Below are 15730 nucleotides of genomic sequence, written 5' to 3' on the forward strand. Positions count from 1 at the left end.
GCGCGACCCGGCCCGCCCGCCGGGCGCCACCGGCCCGCACCGGGCGCCGCCGACGCGCCGGGCGCGCTGGTCGCCGACGCGCTCGACGCGCTCACCGACGCCGCCGTCCGGTCGGCCCTGGCGGAGACCGCGCTGGCCCGGGGCGTACGCCCGAACGGCGCGGTGCCGGCCTGGCTGGCCGCGCTCACCGGACCGGTGCGGGAGTTCGCCGCCGACCCCGCCGCGCTGGACACCCTCCGCGCCGAACTGGACGCCTGGCAGCGCGACGCGGCCGGCGGCGCGGTGCGGGCGAGCTTCCGCCTGGTCGAGCCGCCGGCCGACGAGGTCACCGAGCCGGTCGTCGTGGTGCCCGCCGACCCGGCGGCGGCGGTGGGACCGGCCGGGCGGTGGCGGGTCGAGTTCGGCCTCCAGGCGGCCGACGAGCCGAGCCTGCACGTGGACGCCGGACAGGTCTGGCGGGCGCCGGAGACCGTCGCCGGGCTGGCCGGTCGCGGCGACGACCCGCAGGAGACCCTGCTCGCCGAGCTGGGGCGCGCCAGCCGGCTCTGGCCCGAGCTGGACACCGCCCTGCGCACCGCCACGCCGGAGGTCCTGGAACTGGACGTCGAGGGGGCGCACCGGTTCCTGCGCGAGGGCGCGCCGGTGCTGCACGCCGCCGGCTTCGCGGTGCTGCTGCCGTCCTGGTGGCGGCGCCCGTCGTCCCGGCTCGGCGCGCGGTTGCAGGCCCGCAGCCGGACCGCCCCGGGCACCGTCGCCGCGACCGCCGGGGGCGTCGGCCTGGACGCCCTCGTGGACTACCGCTGGGAGGTGTCCCTCGGCGACCAGCCACTCACGGCCGAGGAGCTGGCGTCGCTGGCCGCGCTGAAGACCCCGCTGGTGCGGCTGCGCGGGCAGTGGGTGGAACTGGACCCGAAGCGGCTCGCCGCCGGCCTGCGGCTGCTCCGCTCCACCGGCGAGCTGACCGTCGCCGACCTGCTCCGCCTCGGCCTGGCCGACGCCGAACAGCCGGACGCGCTGCCGGTGCTGGAGGTGAGCGCCGACGGCGCGCTGGGCGACCTGCTCGCCGGGGCGGTGGAGCGGCGACTCGCCCCGCTGGATCCGCCGCCGACGTTCCACGGCACGCTGCGGCCGTACCAGCGCCGCGGGCTGGCCTGGCTGGCGTTCCTGCAGTCCCTCGGGCTCGGCGCCGTGCTCGCCGACGACATGGGGCTGGGCAAGACGGTGCAACTGCTGGCCCTGCTCGCCGGGGACCCGCCGGACGCCGGCCCGACCCTGCTGGTCTGCCCGATGTCGCTGGTGGGCAACTGGCAGCGCGAGGCGGCGCGGTTCACGCCGGCGCTGCGCGTACACGTGCACCACGGCGCGGAACGGGCGCGGGGCGAGGCGTTCGGCGCGGCCGTGCACGACGCGGACCTGGTCCTCACCACCTATTCGGTCGCGGCCCGCGACGCGGTCGACCTGGCCGGGATCGACTGGCGGCGGGTGGTGGTCGACGAGGCCCAGGCGATCAAGAACGCCGCCACCCGGCAGGCCGAGGCGGTCCGCGCGCTGCCCGCCCGGCACCGGATCGCCGTCACCGGCACGCCGGTGGAGAACCGGCTGGCGGACCTCTGGTCGATCATGCAGTTCGCCAACCCGGGCCTGCTGGGCCCGGCGGCGGCCTTTCGGAAGAAGTACGCCGAGCCGATCGAGCGGCACGGCGACGCCGAGGCGGCCGAGCGGCTGCGCCGGATCACCGGCCCGTTCGTGCTGCGCCGGCTCAAGACCGACTCCTCGATCATCTCCGACCTGCCGGAGAAGCTGGAGATGGAGGTGCTTTGCAACCTCACCGCCGAGCAGGCCTCGCTCTACCGGGCGATCGTCGACGACATGCTGGCGCGGATCGAGTCCAGCGACGGCATGGAGCGGCGCGGGCTCGTGCTCGCCGCCATGACCCGGCTCAAGCAGGTCTGCAACCACCCCGCGCAACTGCTGCGCGACGGCTCGGCGCTGGGCGGCCGCTCCGGCAAGCTGGCCCGCCTGGAGGAGATCCTGGACGAGGTCCTGGCGGCGGGGGAGCGGGCCCTGCTCTTCACCCAGTACGCCGAGTTCGGCGGCATGCTGCGCGGGCACCTGTCGGCCCGGTTCGGCCGGGAGGTGCTCTTCCTGCACGGCGGCGTCGGCAAGGCCGACCGGGACGCCATGGTCACCCGGTTCCAGTCCCCGCGGGGGCCGGCGATCTTCGTCCTGTCGCTCAAGGCCGGCGGCACCGGGCTCACCCTCACCGAGGCCAACCACGTGGTGCACGTCGACCGGTGGTGGAATCCGGCCGTCGAGGACCAGGCCACCGACCGGGCGTTCCGCATCGGCCAGCGGCGTCGGGTGCAGGTCCGCAAGTTCGTCTGCGCCGGCACGGTGGAGGAGAAGGTGGCGGCGCTGATCGCCGACAAGCGCAGCCTCGCCGCCTCGGTCGTCGGCACCGGCGAGCAGTGGGTCACCGAGCTGTCCACGACGCAGCTGCGCGAGCTGTTCACCCTGGAGGCCGGGGCGGTGGTGGAGTGAGCGGGGAGCCGGAGAGCGAGGGCGGGGCGAACGGCCGGTTCGCCGACTACGGCCGGCCGCGCCGGGTCGACGGCGGGCTGAGGGCCCGCAGCACGCGGGGCGCCATCGGCCGGTCCTGGTGGTCCCGGCGCTTCCTGGAGGTGCTGGAGTCCTTCGCCCTCGGCACCCGGCTGACCCGCGGCCGGTCGTACGCGCGGGCCGGCCAGGTGGTCCGCCTGGAGGTCGCGCCCGGCACCGTCGACGCCGTGGTGCAGGGCTCCCGCGCGCAGCCGTACGAGGTGCGCATCGCCCTGCCCCCGTTCCCGGAGGAGCTCTGGGCCCGCGTCGAGGCGGAACTGGCCGCCCAGGCGTTCTTCAGCGCCCGGCTGCTCGCCGGCGACCTGCCCCCGGAACTGGAGGAGCTGTTCGCGGCGGCCGGCGCCCCGCTCTTCCCCGCCGGTGTGGCGCAGCTGCGCCAGCGGTGCAGCTGCCCCGACTTCGCCGTCCCCTGCAAGCACCTCGCGGCCACGTTCTACCTGCTGGCCGAGGCGTTCGACGCCGACCCGTTCCAGTTGCTGCACTGGCGGGGCCGCAGCCGGGCGGAGCTGCTCGACCGGCTGCGCGTCCTGCGGGCCGGCGCCGAAACCGCCGGCGACCGGCCGGGCGACGCGACGGGTGTCGCGCGGTCGGGCGTGCCGTCCACGACGGACGGTGACGCACCGCGGGCCGGACGGGACACCGTGGACGCCCCGCCGGTCGGGGCGGCACGGGCGCTCGCCGGCCTCCCGCCCGCGCTGCTGGCCGAGGCGGTCGACCGGTTCTGGCTGCCGCCGGTCCCGTTGCCCGACCGACCGCCCAGCCTGGCGACCGGCCCGGACCTGCTGCTGCGGCAGCTCGGCGCGCCGGCCCCCGCCATCGGCGGGCCCGGCCTGCTGGAGCGGCTGCGGCGGGCGTACCGGCTCCTGGGCCGGTGAGGCCGTCGACGCGCGGGGCCCCGGGTCACAGCCAGCGGCGGCGGAACCGCCACATGATCGCGGCGTTGGCCACCAGGACCACCGCGCAGACGGCCCCGGCCAGTCGCCCGGCCAGCACGGTCATCGCGGGCAGCGAGGCCCACAGCACGATCGTCAACAGCATCAGCCATCGGCCGCGCCGGGCCCGGGCCCGGTTGTCGAGCCGGGCGAAGAACGCCGGATCGCTCTCCCGGAGCTGACGGGTGATCTGCTCGAACCTGCGCTGATCCTCTTTGCTGAGCATGTGCCTTCCCCTCACGTGTTCAGCGGTTCGGCGGCATACCCGCTGCGGCGGCGGCTCACGCTCCCGTGCTGCTGCCACTTTGCCGCCGCTGCTCGCGGCGCCCGTATGGGCCGCGCCCGGGCGAGCGGGGGAGCGCCTCAGCGCAGGCTTAGCCGAACCTTAAATTTGCCTGTGGCGATGAATGCGGCGTCCGGGGCCGGCTGGGCGGGAATCGTCGGGTCCGGCCCGGGTCGTGCCGCGTAGGCCCTGCTCGCGAGGTCCGTCCCGGCCCGTGCGCAGGTCCCGCGTCGTCGACCCGCGCTGAGCGGCGCCTTAAGTGACGTCCTGGGGGCTTCCGGCGCTGCTTGAAGGCACCTGAACGCTTCATTACCTTCCGTGGCAACCCCCTCAGGCACCAGCCGCCGCACCTGCACCCCCGTGCCCGGTGCCAGTCGTTGCGGCGCAGCAGAAACGGATTGGTACATGGCCGACCAGAATGTGCCACCACGTCGACCGCGGGACGACCGCGGATGGGACGGGCGTCAGTACCCCGCCGCCGACGGTCACCGCGACACGTATCCCCCCACCCCGTACGGCCACGACCCGCGCCCGCAGCACCAGGGTGGACACCCCGCCGACCCGCGGGCGCAGTACGCCCACGCCGGGCAGCCGGCCGCGCGCGGGCCGCAGTGGGTCGGCCCGGACGGCTTCGCGCGGCAGGCCGGCGCGCCGTCGCCCGGCCCGGCACTGCCCAACCTGGACGATGACGACGAGCCGGGCCGCAAGGTAGGCCGGCGCAAGGCCCTCGCGGCCCTCGGCGGCACCGCGGCCGTGGTGGCCGGTGGCGCCGCCCTGGCGATGACCCCGCAGATCCGTGGCCTCTTCGGCGACGACGTGGTGGCCGGCGACGCCACCGGCACCACGGTCACCGACGGCACCCCCGCCCGCCCGAGCGGCCAGCAGCCGAGCACCGTGCGCACCTACACGGAGCAGAACGAGAGCTACATGGGCTCCCGGGCCGGCGAGGCGCTGAAGAAGAACGCCCCGGCCGGCGGCCGGACCTTCTCCGGGCCGGCGGCCGCCGCCGCGGAGACCAAGGTGACCGTCAAGACGGTGCTCGCCAAGGACCCGGTCCTGCACCTGGCCCGGCGGGCCACCTTCGGCGCGACCCCGCAGGTCGTCGCCGACATCAAGGAGCGGGGCATCGACGGCTGGCTGCGCTGGCAGCTCGACCCCGACAAGATCGCCCCGACGAAGGCCGAGCTGAAGCTCGCCGAGCTGCCGACGCTGAAGCTGGGCACGGCGCAGCTGCGCGAGCAGCGCGACCAGCTCAACGAGCGCGGCGCACAGCCGGAGAAGGAGATGGTGGATGCCACCATCGCCCGCCAGATCTGGTCGAAGCGGCAGCTGTTCGAGGTGATGGTCGACTTCTGGAACGACTTCCTGCACGTCGCTGCGGACTTCGACGGGGGCGAGGTGTACCGCGCGTCCTTCGACCGGGACGTCGTGCGGGCGCACGCCCTCGGCAGCTACCCGGAGATGCTGCTCGCCGCGAACCGGCACCCGGCGCTGCTGCTCTACCTCAACCAGAACGACTCCCGCGCCGACGCGGTCAACGAGAACCTGGCCCGGGAGAACCTGGAGCTCTACTCGGTCGGCGTCGACGGCGGCTACACCGAGAAGGACGTCCGGCAGGCGGCCCTGCTCCAGACCGGCCGGGGCGTCAACGACGGCAAGTACGTGTTCCGCCCCGAGCGGCACTACGTCGGCAAGGTGAAGGTCCTCGGCTTCACCCACGCGAACAACTCGAAGGACCCGAAGAAGGCCGAGGCGGCCATCGACGCGTACCTGACGTACATCGCGCTGCACCCGTCCACCGCGAAGTACGTGGCGCAGAGCCTCGCCACCCGGTTCGTCTCGGACACCCCGCCGAAGTCCCTCGTGGAGCGGCTGGCGAAGACGTACAGCACCAACAAGGGCATGATCAAGCCGGTGCTGATGACGCTCTTCAGCTCCTCGGAGTTCTGGGCGGCGGTGGGCCAGAAGGTGCGCCGGCCGATGGAGTACCTGGTCGCCACGTACCGGGCCCTGGGCGTGTCCCCGGAGGCGTCGCCGAAGCACGACAACGGCGACAGCAAGCGCACCCCGTACGCGCGGGGGCTGCGGCAGATCCACGACAGGATGCGCGAGCTGGGCCAGTACCCGATGGGCCAGCCCACCCCCGACGGCTACCCGGACGTCTACGTGGCCTGGACCTCCGCCGGCACCATGGTCAACGGCTGGAACGAGGCGGGCGAGCTGCTCGCCGGCCGGCGCACCGCCTTCACCTACACCCCGCCGGAGAAGCTGGTGGCCAGGCCGCCGGCCACCGCCGGCGCGTACGTGGACGCGCTGGCCCTGCGCCTGGTGGGTCAGAAGCTGAGCGCCAGGGAGCGGTCCCTGATCCTCGGCGTGGCCGGCGTGTCGGCCGGCGACAAGGTCGACGCCACGTTCGACGGGGCCGTCACCGCCGTAGCGCGGGCGATCCTCGCTTCCCCCCAGCACCACCTCCGGTGAGGCACCCGATGGAGAAGACTGTGCACACGTTCCCCCTGCACCCTGAATGCCCCGACCTGCGGCGGCTGGCCGACGATCCGGCCGAGGCGTTGCTGCGGGCCGAGGCCGACATCGTCGCCGCCGAGAACGCCGCCGAGGCCGACCGCTACCGGCGGCTGGAGGAGCTGGAGGAGGCCCAGCAGGACGGCCGCGGCGTCACCCGGCGGACGTTCGTGGCCGGTGCCGCCGCCACGGCCACCGCCCTCGCGACCGCCCAGTTCGTCACCACCTCGGCCTCGTTCGCCGCCACCAAGACCGGCACCCTGATCCACGTCTTCCTCTACGGCGGGCTGGACGGGCTGAGCCTGGTCGCCCCGGCGGACGACCCGGTGCTCGCCAAGGCCCGCCCCGACCTGCTGCTCGCCGACGACTCCCTGGCGGTGGGCCGCGGCTTCAAGCTGACCAGCGCGTTCAAGCCGCTGGAGAAGTGGCTTCGCAGCGGCAACCTCGGCTTTGTGCCGGCGGTCTCCGACGAGCGGCTGTCGCGCAGCCACTTCCAGGCCGCGGACGCCTGCAACCTCGGCGGCCTGCCCAGCGAGACCGGCGGCCGGGGCTGGCTGGACAGCCTGGTCGACACGCTCGGCACGGGCACCGCGTTCCGCAGCGTCGGCATCGGCAGCACGCTGCCGCGGTCGCTGGTCGGCAACAACGGCGCGCTCTCCCTCGACAGCGTCGGCTCGCTGCGGCTCAACGGCGACGACCGCTACCGGGCCGCGACGGAGAAGGCGATCAAGGGGCTCTTCACCGGGATCAACCACCCGGTGCAGGAGGCCGTGCAGGACGGCCTGGGCGCGCTGGCCACCGCGCAGCGCCTCGCCGCGAAGCCGTACCAGCCGGCCGAGGGCGTCGAGTACAAGGGCGTCGGCTACGCGTTCCAGCAGCTCGCCCAGCTCATCAAGGGCGGGGCGAACGTCCGGGTCGCCACCGTCGGGATGGGCGGCTACGACACCCACGAGAACCAGGGCACCCGCGACGGCGGTCAGCTGCACCGGCGGCTCAACGAGCTGGCCAGCGCCATGGCGGCGTTCTTCACCGACCTGGGGGAGCGCTCCGCCGACGTGACCGTCATGGTCTCCAGCGAGTTCGGCCGGCGCGTCGCCTCCAACGGCGGCGGCACCGACCACGGCCACGGCGGGGTGGTCACCCTGCTCTCCGGCCGCAAGCTCGCCGGCTCGCTGCTGGGCACCTGGAACGGGCTCGACGACCTGGACTCCGGCGACGTGCCCGAGTACAACAACATGTTCAACGTCTACGGGGCCGTCGCCCAGGGCCGCTTCGGGCTCACCAACGCGGAGGTGGACAAGATCTTCCCCCGGCAGAAGTACCGCCCGATGAAGCTGTACGCGTGACGTACCCGCGCACCCACGCCGCCGGCCGCCGCGCCGGGACGACCCCGTCCCGGCGCGGCGGCCGGCCGGCTGCGGACGTACGCCCGCTGGTGCCGCCGCGACGCGGACCCGGCGGCCGGCGGCTGCTGGCCGCGCTGCTCGTCGTCGGCCTGCTCGCCAGCGTGCTGCCCTGGTGGCTGGACACCCCGGCCAATTCGCTGCGGACGACGGCCGCCACCCTCACCGCCGCCGGCCGGATCACCGGGCTGATCGCCGGCTACCTGCTGCTCGTGCAGGTGCTGATGATGAGCCGCCTGCCGGTGCTGGAGCGGTGGGCCGGCGGCGAGCGGATCGCCCGCTGGCACCGCGACGTCGGGGCCACCCTGCTGGTCGCCGTGCTCGCGCACGCGTCGCTGATCCTGGTCGGCTACGCCGACCTGGAGGACAACCCGGTGCTCACCGAGGCCGGCGTGCTGCTGCGCGACTACGAGGACATGGTCTCCGCGTTCGCCGCCGCCGGGATCCTGGTGCTCGTCGGCCTCACCAGCGTCCGGGCGATCCGCACCGCGCTGCCCTACGAGCTGTGGCACGCCCTGCACCTGTCGAGCTACGCGGTGCTGCTGCTCGGCTTCGCCCACCAGTTCAGCAACGGCGCGCAGCTGTTCCGGCCCGGCCCGGTGCGCACCTTCTGGATCGCGATGTACGCGCTGGTGCTCGCCGCCCTGTTCTGGGGCCGGGTGGTCGCGCCGCTGGCGTTCAACCTGCGGCACCGGCTGCGGGTCGCCGACGTGGTCGCGGAGAGCCCGGACACGGTCTCGATCTACCTGACGGGGGAGCGGCTGGAGCGGCTGGAGCTGCTCGGCGGGCAGTTCTTCCGCTGGCGCTTCCTCGCCCGGGGCTGCTGGTGGCAGGCGCACCCGTTCTCGGTCTCCGCCGCCGCCAACGGCCGCTGGCTGCGGCTCACCGTCAAGGTGGTCGGCGCGCACACCGCCGACCTGCGCGACCTCGAACCGGGCACCCGGGTCTGGGCGGAGGGCCCGTCGGGCACCTTCACCGCCGCCCACCGGACCCGCGAACGGGCCCTGCTGATCGCGGGCGGCAGCGGCATCACCCCGATCCGGGCGATGCTGGAGGAGCTGCCGCCCGGCGCCGCGCTGATCTACCGCGCCCGCACCCCGGCGGACGTGCTGCTGCACCGGGAGCTGGACTGGCTCGCCGAAGCCCGGGACACCGCGATCTGGTACGTCGTCGGCTCCCGCCACGATCCCGGCCCCCGCCAGGTGATGAGCCCGGACGGGCTGCGCCGGCTGGTGCCCGACCTCGCCCGGCGCGACGTCTACCTCTGCGGGCCGCCCGGCCTGGTCGAGCAGTCGCTGCGGGTGCTCCGCGAGGCCGGCGTGCCCCGCCGGCAGATCCACCTCGCCACGTTCGAGCTGTAGGAAGGCCCCCATGCGTCGCGCCCTGCTCGCGATCACCGGCCTGGCGGCCGGCACCACCGCCATGGTGGTGCTGAAGGGCTCGCCGGGCACCAGCCCCGTCGCCCAGGACCTGCCGGCCGCGCCGCCGCCGGTGGTCCCCGCGCCGGCCGGTCCGACCCCGACCGGCGGGAAGGTCTCCGCCGCGCCGTCGCCGGCCCGCACCACCGCGTCCCCCCGGCCCGGCCGCACCGCCACCCGGGCGCCGGCGAGCCGGCCCAGCGCCACCACCCGGGCGCCGTCCGCGCCGCGCACCACCACCAAGCCGCCGCCCGCGCCGACCACCCGCACCGTCACCGGGCCGGTGGTGGAGAACGAGTACGGCAACGTGCAGGTGCAGATCACCCTCTCCGGGACGCGGATCGTCGACGTGGTGGCCCTGGAGCTGCCCGAGGAGACCGCCCAGTCCGACCAGCGCAGCGAGCAGGTCGACGGCCGCTACAGCGGCAGCTCCGGGCTGGTGGTGCAGCGGCAGAGCGCCGACGTGGACACCGTCTCCGGGGCGACCGCCACCAGCACCTCGTACAAGAGGTCGTTGCAGGCCGCGCTCGACCGGGCGAACTGACGTGCCGGCGTCGGCGACGTCGGGCGGGCGCCCGCCGGCGACCCGGCCGGGGCTGCGGCGCGTCGAGCAGGTGATGGGCACCGCGATCAGCCTCGACCTCGCCGACGACCTGCCAGCCGCCGCGCTGGCCGGGCTGGCCGGGGACGTCTTCGCCTGGCTGCGCGAGGTGGACGCCCGGTTCAGCACGTACCGGGCCGACAGCGAGGTGTGCCGTGTCGACCGGGGCGAGCTGCCGCTCGCGGGGGCCGGCGCCGACCTGCGGGCCGTCCTGGAACGCTGCGCCGACCTGTGGCAGGTCACCGACGGCTTCTTCGACGCGTACGCCACCGGGCGGCTCGACCCGTCCGGCTACGTCAAGGGCTGGGCGGTGCAGGTCGCCTCGGACCGGCTGGTCGCGGCCGGGGCGGCGAACCACTGCCTGAACGCCGGGGGCGACGTGCGGGTACGCGGCCACTCACCGACCGGGCAACCGTGGCGCATCGGCGTGCGGCACCCGTGGGACGCGATGGCCACCTGCCTCGTGCTCACCGGCACCGACCTGGCCGTGGCCACCTCCGGCGTCTACGAGCGCGGCCACCACGTGCTCGACCCGCGCCGGGGCGTGCCGGCCCGGGGGCTGCGCTCGGTCACCGTGGTCGGGTCGGACCTCGGGCTGGCCGACGCGTACGCCACCGCGGCCGTCGCGATGGGCCCGGCCGGCATCGGCTGGCTGGACGGCCTGTCCGACCACCAGCACGCGGTCGTCACCGACGACGCCCGCCTCCTGCACTCCACCGCCCTGCCCCTGGCCGGTTGAGGGTCAGCGGAGGAAGCGGGTGGTGGCGGGGCGGGAGCCGAGGGGGCGCGGGCGGCCCGGGCGGGAGCCGACGGGACGGGTGACCGGCCAGCGGCGGCGCGGCCGGTGGTGCCGTGGTGGCGGTTCCGTGCCGTCCGGCTGGCGCGCGGTGTCGTCGGTGGACATGTAACCCCCGCTCCCGGCGCGGGTGCGCCGTCGCCGTGCTCAACGAGCGCCGGCCCTCCGGCGTCGCTGTCGAGCCGCCGTCACATGCCCCGGCGCGGCAGCGGCAGGTGCCCGGGGAGCAGGTCGGAGGTGACCGTGACCCCGGTGGCCCGCAGGGCCTCGATCAGCGCGTTCTGCACCAGGTAGGAGTCGGGCAGCTGCCAGCGGGCCTGTTCGGGCGCGACCGCCCACCGGACGGTGCCCTCCGGCAGCCGGGTCGGCGGGGCGGGGATCCACGAGCCGGGGCCGTGCCGCACCACGTGGAAGCAGTGGTCCAGTTCGGGGCGGAGCGGGTCGCCGGGGCGGACCAGGAACATCCAGCGGCCGGTCGGGGTCACCAGCACCGGCCCGCGTACGCCGACGCCCGCCGGGTGCGTCCGGACCGCGTCCAGCACGTGCCGGCCGAGGTGCGTGGGGACCTCCAGCACGTCGAACGCCCGCCCGGTGGGCAGCAGCACGCCGTGGGGCCGGGTGCGCCACCAGGTCGCGACCCGGGCCGGGTCGGCGCTCGCGGCGTGCTCCCAGTCCTCCAGCGCGGGGTGGCAGCCGACCGTCGGGCAGCCGGCCCGCCCGCAGACGAAGCGGCTGCGGGCGAGGCAGGCGCCCGGGGTGACGTCCCAGCCGTGCAGGGCGTACCGTACGGCCACCCGGCGCAGCCGTACCCGCTCCAACGGGGACAGTTGAACGACGCGCGGCGCGACATTCCCCCACATGTGCCATCTCCCCTCGCCGGACCCCGGCCGGTGCCCAGGTCGCATGTCGAGCACCGTCACTGCCGTAACCCGCGATCGTTGAGCTGACGAACGGCTTGTGCAACTTGCACGAAAACTACGAGAACTGGCTGTACGGCTGACGCACACGCTGTGCGACCAGCGAAAACCTGAGACGTACGGATTGCCGCACCCGGGACCACCGGCCGGCACGCCCGCTCGAGGCGCATGGGGAGGGACGGGTAGATGGACGAGTTGCCCATCGGGCGGCGGGTGGCCTACTGGCGGGGACGGCGCAAGATGTCGCAGCAGGTCTTCGCGGACCGGCTGGGCAAGTCGAAGAGCTGGGTGGACAAGGTCGAGCGTGGCGTGCGCCGGCTGGACAAGTTCTCCGTCCTCTACGAGATCGCCGACATCCTCCAGGTCGACGTGCAGTTGCTGCTCGGCAAGGACCCGGAGCGGCGGACGGACGCGCTGAACTGCATCGACCAGGTGGAGGTGCAGGAGATCCGGGCGGCCCTGGAGCGGTACGACTCGATGAGCGCCTACTTCGACGCCGCGCCGTACCCGCCGCCCCTGGCCGACATGCGCAAGGCCGTCAACCACGCCTGGCTCACCTACCAGTACGGCCGCTACGGGATGCTCACCCGGGCGCTGCCGAAGCTGCTGCGCGACGCCCAGGCCGCCGACGCCGGCCACGGCGGCGACCAGGCGGTCGAGGCGGCCCACCTGCTCGGGCAGGTCTACCAGATCGCCTCGTCGGTGCTGCGCAAGCTGGGCGAGTGCGACCTGGCCTGGCTGGCCGCCGACCGCTCGATGGCGGTCGCCCAGCGCGCCAACGACCCGCTGCTGGCCGGCATCGCCACCACCCGGGTCTGCAACGCGCTGGTGGCGATGGGCCGGCCCCGGCCCGCGCTCGAACTCAACGTCACCATCGCCAACCGGCTCGCCCCCGGCTGCGGCAACGCTGCCGATCCGGCCCTGCTGTCGGTCTACGGGATGCTGCTGCTCCAGGGGGCGATGGCCGCCTCCCGGATCGGCGACTCCGCCACGGTCGGCGACCTGATCAACGGCGCGCAGGAGGCGGCGAACCTGCTCGGCGGCGACCAGAACCACTACTGGACCTCGTTCGGGCCGACCAACGTGGAGCTGCACCGGGCGGCGGCGGCGGTCGAGCTGGGCGACGGCGGCCGGGCGGTGGAGGTGCACCAGCGGATCCAGGAGCCGGCGTTCAACGCGCTGCTGCCCGAGCGCCGGGCCCACCACCTGCTCGACATCGCCCGGGGCTTCGCTCAGGTCGGCGACGTGGCCAACGCCGGCGAGATGCTGCTGCGCGGCGACCGCCTCGCCCCGTCGGAGATCCGCTGCCGGCCGATCGCCCACGAGGTGATGTCGGACGTCCTGCGTCGCACACGTGGTGCGCCGCCTTCTCCGATTGCGGAGTTGGCTGAGCACATGGGAGTTGGGGTATGAGCGCGGAGCCGGCCTGATGACCGGCCCGCGCCCGAGCAGCGAGCGCCGCGAGGTGCTCTACGTCATCGCCTGCGGTTCGCCGCTGGCCCGCCACGTCGGCCGGCTCGTCGAGCTGGCCCACCAGGACGGCTGGGACGTCTGCGTGGTCACCACGCCGGACGGCGCCAAGTTCGTCGACCGGGCCGCGCTGGCCCGGCAGACCGGCCATCCGGTCCGCACCCACTACAAGAATCCGGGCGACCTCGACGTGCTGCCGCAGGCCGACGCGATGATCGTCTGCCCGGCGACGGTCAACACCGTCAACAAGTGGGCGGCCGGGATCACCGACACGCTGGCCCTCGGGCTGCTGGTGGAGGCGCAGGGCATGGGTGTGCCGGTGGTCGCGGTGCCGTACACGAACGCGGCGATGGCGGCCCACCCGGCCTTCCGGGCCGGCATCGACCGGCTCGCCGAGTGGGGGGTCACGGTGCTCTTCGGCGACGACGTGTTCCCGTTGCACCCGCCGGGCACCGGCGAGCGGCACCTGCACGCCTTCCCGTGGGCCGTGGGCCTGACCGCCGTACGGGACCGGCTCTGCTCCGTCGCCTGAGGCACGCCGAAGGGTCCCTGGCTGACGTACGGCGTCAGCAGGGGGGACCCTTCGGCGCGCCAGGGCAGTGGCGGGGACACGCCGTCGCGTCGGTGGGCGACGCCCCCGGCCACGGCCCGCGCCGGTAAGCTGGCCCGCCGTGAGCACCAACGCAGTCCCGCCGACCGTCGCCGACGTGGTCGCCGAGCTGGAGCGGCGCTACCCGCCGGCCTGGGCCGAGGACTGGGACCGGGTCGGGCTGGTGCTCGGCGAGCCCTGCGCCCCGGTGCGCCGGGTCCTCTGCGTCGTCGACGTGGTGCCGGAGACGGTCGCCGAGGCGCTCGACGCCGGCGCCGACATGATCGTCGCCCACCACCCGCTGCTGCTGCGCGGCGTCTCCTCGGTGGCCCCCACGACCTACAAGGGCCGGATCGTCCACCGGCTCATCAGGTCCGACGTGGCGCTGTACGTCGCGCACACCAACGCCGACGTGGCCGCCCCGGGGGTCTCCGACGCCCTCGCCGCCCGGTTCGGGCTGACCGCGCTGCGCCCGCTGCACCCGCCCGCGCCCGGCTCGCCCGCGCACGGCGGCGGCCGGGGGATCGGTCGGATCGGCGAGCTGCCGGAGCCGATGACCCTGGCGGAGCTGACCCGGCACGCCGCGGCCGTGCTGCCCGCCACCGCCTGGGGAGTTCGCGCCGCCGGGGATCCCGGGCGTATGGTTCGTACCCTCGCGGTCAGCGGCGGCGCGGGGGACGGCTTCCTCGCCGACGCGACCGCGGCGGGGGTGGACGCGTTCCTCACCGCCGACCTGCGCCACCACCCGGCCGGCGAGCACCTGGCCGCCGACGGCCCCGCCCTGCTCGACGCCGCCCACTGGGCGACCGAACGACCGTGGCTGGACGACCTGGCCGCCCTCCTGCGGGAGGCGACGGGTGTCGAGACGCTGGTGTCCGACCGGGACACCGACCCGTGGACCGTACACGCCGCCCCACCCGCGGTGGACGACAAGGAGCCCCGACCGTGAAGGCTGACCCCCAGGTCCAGCGCCGCCTGCTCGACCTCCAGGCGATCGACACCGCCCTCGCCCAGCTCGCCCACCGCCGCCGTTCGCTGCCCGAGCGGGCCGAGCTGGACGCGCTGGCCCGGGAGCTGTCCGCGCTGGAGGACGAGCGGGTCCGCGCCCAGGTGGCGGTCGACGACCTGGACCGGGACATCGCGCGCATGGAGAAGGACGTCGACCAGGTGCGGGCCCGCAAGTCCAAGAACGAGGCCCGGCTGGCCGCCGGCAGCGGCCCGGCCCGGGAGCTGGAGGCCCTCCAGCACGAGCTGGTCTCGCTCAACCGCCGCCAGGGCGACCTGGAGGACGCCGAGCTGGAGCTCATGGAGCAGCGGGAGACGGCCCAGGGCGTGCTCGACGGCGTCGAGAAGCGGCTCGCGGAGGTGCGGGAGAAGCGCGACGCCGCCGAGCGGCGCCGCGACGAGAGCCTGGCCGAGATCGCCAAGGAGGAGGAGTTCAAGCGCGGCGCCCGCCAGCCGCTGGCGAGCGACCTCCCGGCCGACCTGGTGCAGCTGTACGACAAGATCCGCGAGGACACCGGGCTCGGCGCGGCGCTGCTGACCGCCGGGCGGTGCGGCGGCTGCCGCCTGGAGCTCTCCGGCGCGGACGTGGCCCGCATCCGCAAGGCGGCCCCGGACGAGGTCGTCCGCTGCGAGGACTGCCGGCGGATCATGGTCCGCACCAACGAGTCCGGTCTGTAGCCCGTGGCGCCGCGCGTGGTCGTCGTCGAGGCCGACGGCGGGTCCCGGGGCAACCCCGGCCCGGCCGGCTACGGCGCGGTGGTCCGCGACGCGGACACCGGTGAGGTGCTGGCCGAGCGGAGCGAGTCGATCGGCGTCGCCACCAACAACGTCGCCGAGTACCGGGGGCTGATCGCCGGGCTGGAGGCCGCCGCCGAGCTGGGCGTCGCCGAGGTCGAGGCCAGGATGGACTCGAAGCTGGTGGTCGAGCAGATGTGCGGCCGCTGGCAGATCAAGCACCCCGGGCTGCGCCCGCTCGCCGCGCAGGCCGCCGGGCTGGTGAACCGCTTCGCCGCGGTCCGGTTCCAGTGGATCCCCCGGGAACGCAACCGGCACGCCGACGCCCTCGCCAACGCCGCCATGGACGCCGCCGCCGGCAAGGCGCCGGCCCGGGCCGCCGTCGCGCCGCCGCGCGTCGTGGAGCCGCCGCGCGAGGTCGCCGGCCCCGACTCGCCGGCCC

At 75.1% G+C, this 15730-nt stretch carries 14 protein-coding genes; 12 read left to right on the plus strand and 2 right to left on the minus strand.

The window, feature by feature from the left end:
- The coding region (locus AB0G08_RS29095) for a DEAD/DEAH box helicase (protein WP_358093837.1) at nucleotides 1-2541 on the plus strand (2541 nt) is incomplete at its 5' end.
- Complete coding sequence (locus tag AB0G08_RS29100; RefSeq protein ID WP_358093840.1) at nucleotides 2538-3494, plus strand: SWIM zinc finger family protein; 957 nt, start codon at nucleotides 2538-2540, stop codon at nucleotides 3492-3494. The genes AB0G08_RS29095 and AB0G08_RS29100, both read left to right, overlap by 4 nt.
- Before the next feature lie 25 nt (nucleotides 3495-3519).
- Here the strand turns inward: AB0G08_RS29100 and AB0G08_RS29105 are convergent, their stop codons facing one another.
- Nucleotides 3520-3777 carry a DUF3040 domain-containing protein gene (locus AB0G08_RS29105; protein WP_357879955.1) on the minus strand — a complete coding sequence of 86 codons (258 nt, stop codon included), beginning with the start codon at nucleotides 3775-3777 and terminating at the stop codon, nucleotides 3520-3522.
- Nucleotides 3778-4239: 462 nt separating this feature from the next.
- Between AB0G08_RS29105 and AB0G08_RS29110 the strand changes: the two genes are divergently transcribed.
- The 5 genes from AB0G08_RS29110 (at nucleotide 4240) to AB0G08_RS29130 (ending at nucleotide 10515) form a co-directional block, all read left to right on the plus strand.
- Entirely contained in the window at nucleotides 4240-6312 is a 2073-nt protein-coding gene (locus AB0G08_RS29110; protein WP_358093843.1) for a DUF1800 domain-containing protein, read from the plus strand.
- A gap of 20 nt (nucleotides 6313-6332) precedes the next feature.
- Complete coding sequence (locus tag AB0G08_RS29115) at nucleotides 6333-7700, plus strand: DUF1501 domain-containing protein (protein WP_358093846.1); 1368 nt, start codon at nucleotides 6333-6335, stop codon at nucleotides 7698-7700.
- The gene (locus tag AB0G08_RS29120) at nucleotides 7697-9118 is read left to right on the plus strand and encodes a ferredoxin reductase family protein (protein WP_358093849.1); all 1422 of its coding nucleotides are present in this window, start codon (nucleotides 7697-7699) and stop codon (nucleotides 9116-9118) included. Before AB0G08_RS29115 ends, AB0G08_RS29120 begins: the two co-directional genes overlap by 4 nt.
- Nucleotides 9119-9128: 10 nt before the next feature.
- Entirely contained in the window at nucleotides 9129-9719 is a 591-nt protein-coding gene (locus AB0G08_RS29125; protein ID WP_358093852.1) for an FMN-binding protein, read from the plus strand.
- A 73-nt stretch (nucleotides 9720-9792) separates the two neighbouring features.
- Entirely contained in the window at nucleotides 9793-10515 is a 723-nt protein-coding gene (locus tag AB0G08_RS29130; protein ID WP_358093854.1) for an FAD:protein FMN transferase, read from the plus strand.
- 245 nt (nucleotides 10516-10760) lie between these two features.
- Here the strand turns inward: AB0G08_RS29130 and AB0G08_RS29135 are convergent, their stop codons facing one another.
- Nucleotides 10761-11432, minus strand: a complete 672-nt coding sequence (locus AB0G08_RS29135; RefSeq protein WP_358093857.1) for a bifunctional DNA primase/polymerase — start codon at nucleotides 11430-11432, stop codon at nucleotides 10761-10763.
- Between the two features lie 243 nt (nucleotides 11433-11675).
- On the opposite strand from AB0G08_RS29135, the gene AB0G08_RS29140 reads away from it, so the two are divergent.
- From AB0G08_RS29140 to AB0G08_RS29160, 5 genes are all read left to right on the plus strand, one after another.
- Complete coding sequence (locus AB0G08_RS29140) at nucleotides 11676-12902, plus strand: helix-turn-helix domain-containing protein (RefSeq protein ID WP_358093860.1); 1227 nt, start codon at nucleotides 11676-11678, stop codon at nucleotides 12900-12902.
- A 16-nt stretch (nucleotides 12903-12918) separates the two neighbouring features.
- Nucleotides 12919-13491 carry a flavoprotein gene (locus AB0G08_RS29145; RefSeq protein WP_358093863.1) on the plus strand — a complete coding sequence of 191 codons (573 nt, stop codon included), beginning with the start codon at nucleotides 12919-12921 and terminating at the stop codon, nucleotides 13489-13491.
- A 175-nt stretch (nucleotides 13492-13666) separates the two neighbouring features.
- Nucleotides 13667-14497, plus strand: a complete 831-nt coding sequence (locus tag AB0G08_RS29150; protein WP_358093872.1) for a Nif3-like dinuclear metal center hexameric protein — start codon at nucleotides 13667-13669, stop codon at nucleotides 14495-14497.
- Complete coding sequence (locus tag AB0G08_RS29155; RefSeq protein ID WP_358093867.1) at nucleotides 14494-15231, plus strand: C4-type zinc ribbon domain-containing protein; 738 nt, start codon at nucleotides 14494-14496, stop codon at nucleotides 15229-15231. The genes AB0G08_RS29150 and AB0G08_RS29155 overlap by 4 nt, the downstream gene beginning before the upstream one ends.
- A gap of 3 nt (nucleotides 15232-15234) precedes the next feature.
- Nucleotides 15235-15730 (plus strand): reverse transcriptase-like protein (locus AB0G08_RS29160; RefSeq protein ID WP_358093870.1); only part of this gene is annotated, 496 nt, incomplete at its 3' end.

The sequence above is a fragment of the Micromonospora sp. NPDC023644 genome, from assembly GCF_040640115.1.
Taxonomy (GTDB): domain Bacteria; phylum Actinomycetota; class Actinomycetes; order Mycobacteriales; family Micromonosporaceae; genus Micromonospora.

Coding starts and splice junctions, on each gene's coding strand:
- AB0G08_RS29105 (WP_357879955.1), bottom strand. CDS start 3,777: ATGCTCAGCAAAGAGGATCAGCGCAGGTTCGAGCAGATCACCCGTCAG.
- AB0G08_RS29110 (WP_358093843.1), top strand. CDS start 4,240: ATGGCCGACCAGAATGTGCCACCACGTCGACCGCGGGACGACCGCGGA.
- AB0G08_RS29125 (WP_358093852.1), top strand. CDS start 9,129: ATGCGTCGCGCCCTGCTCGCGATCACCGGCCTGGCGGCCGGCACCACC.
- AB0G08_RS29130 (WP_358093854.1), top strand. CDS start 9,793: ATGGGCACCGCGATCAGCCTCGACCTCGCCGACGACCTGCCAGCCGCC.
- AB0G08_RS29135 (WP_358093857.1), bottom strand. CDS start 11,432: ATGTGGGGGAATGTCGCGCCGCGCGTCGTTCAACTGTCCCCGTTGGAG.
- AB0G08_RS29140 (WP_358093860.1), top strand. CDS start 11,676: ATGGACGAGTTGCCCATCGGGCGGCGGGTGGCCTACTGGCGGGGACGG.
- AB0G08_RS29145 (WP_358093863.1), top strand. CDS start 12,919: ATGACCGGCCCGCGCCCGAGCAGCGAGCGCCGCGAGGTGCTCTACGTC.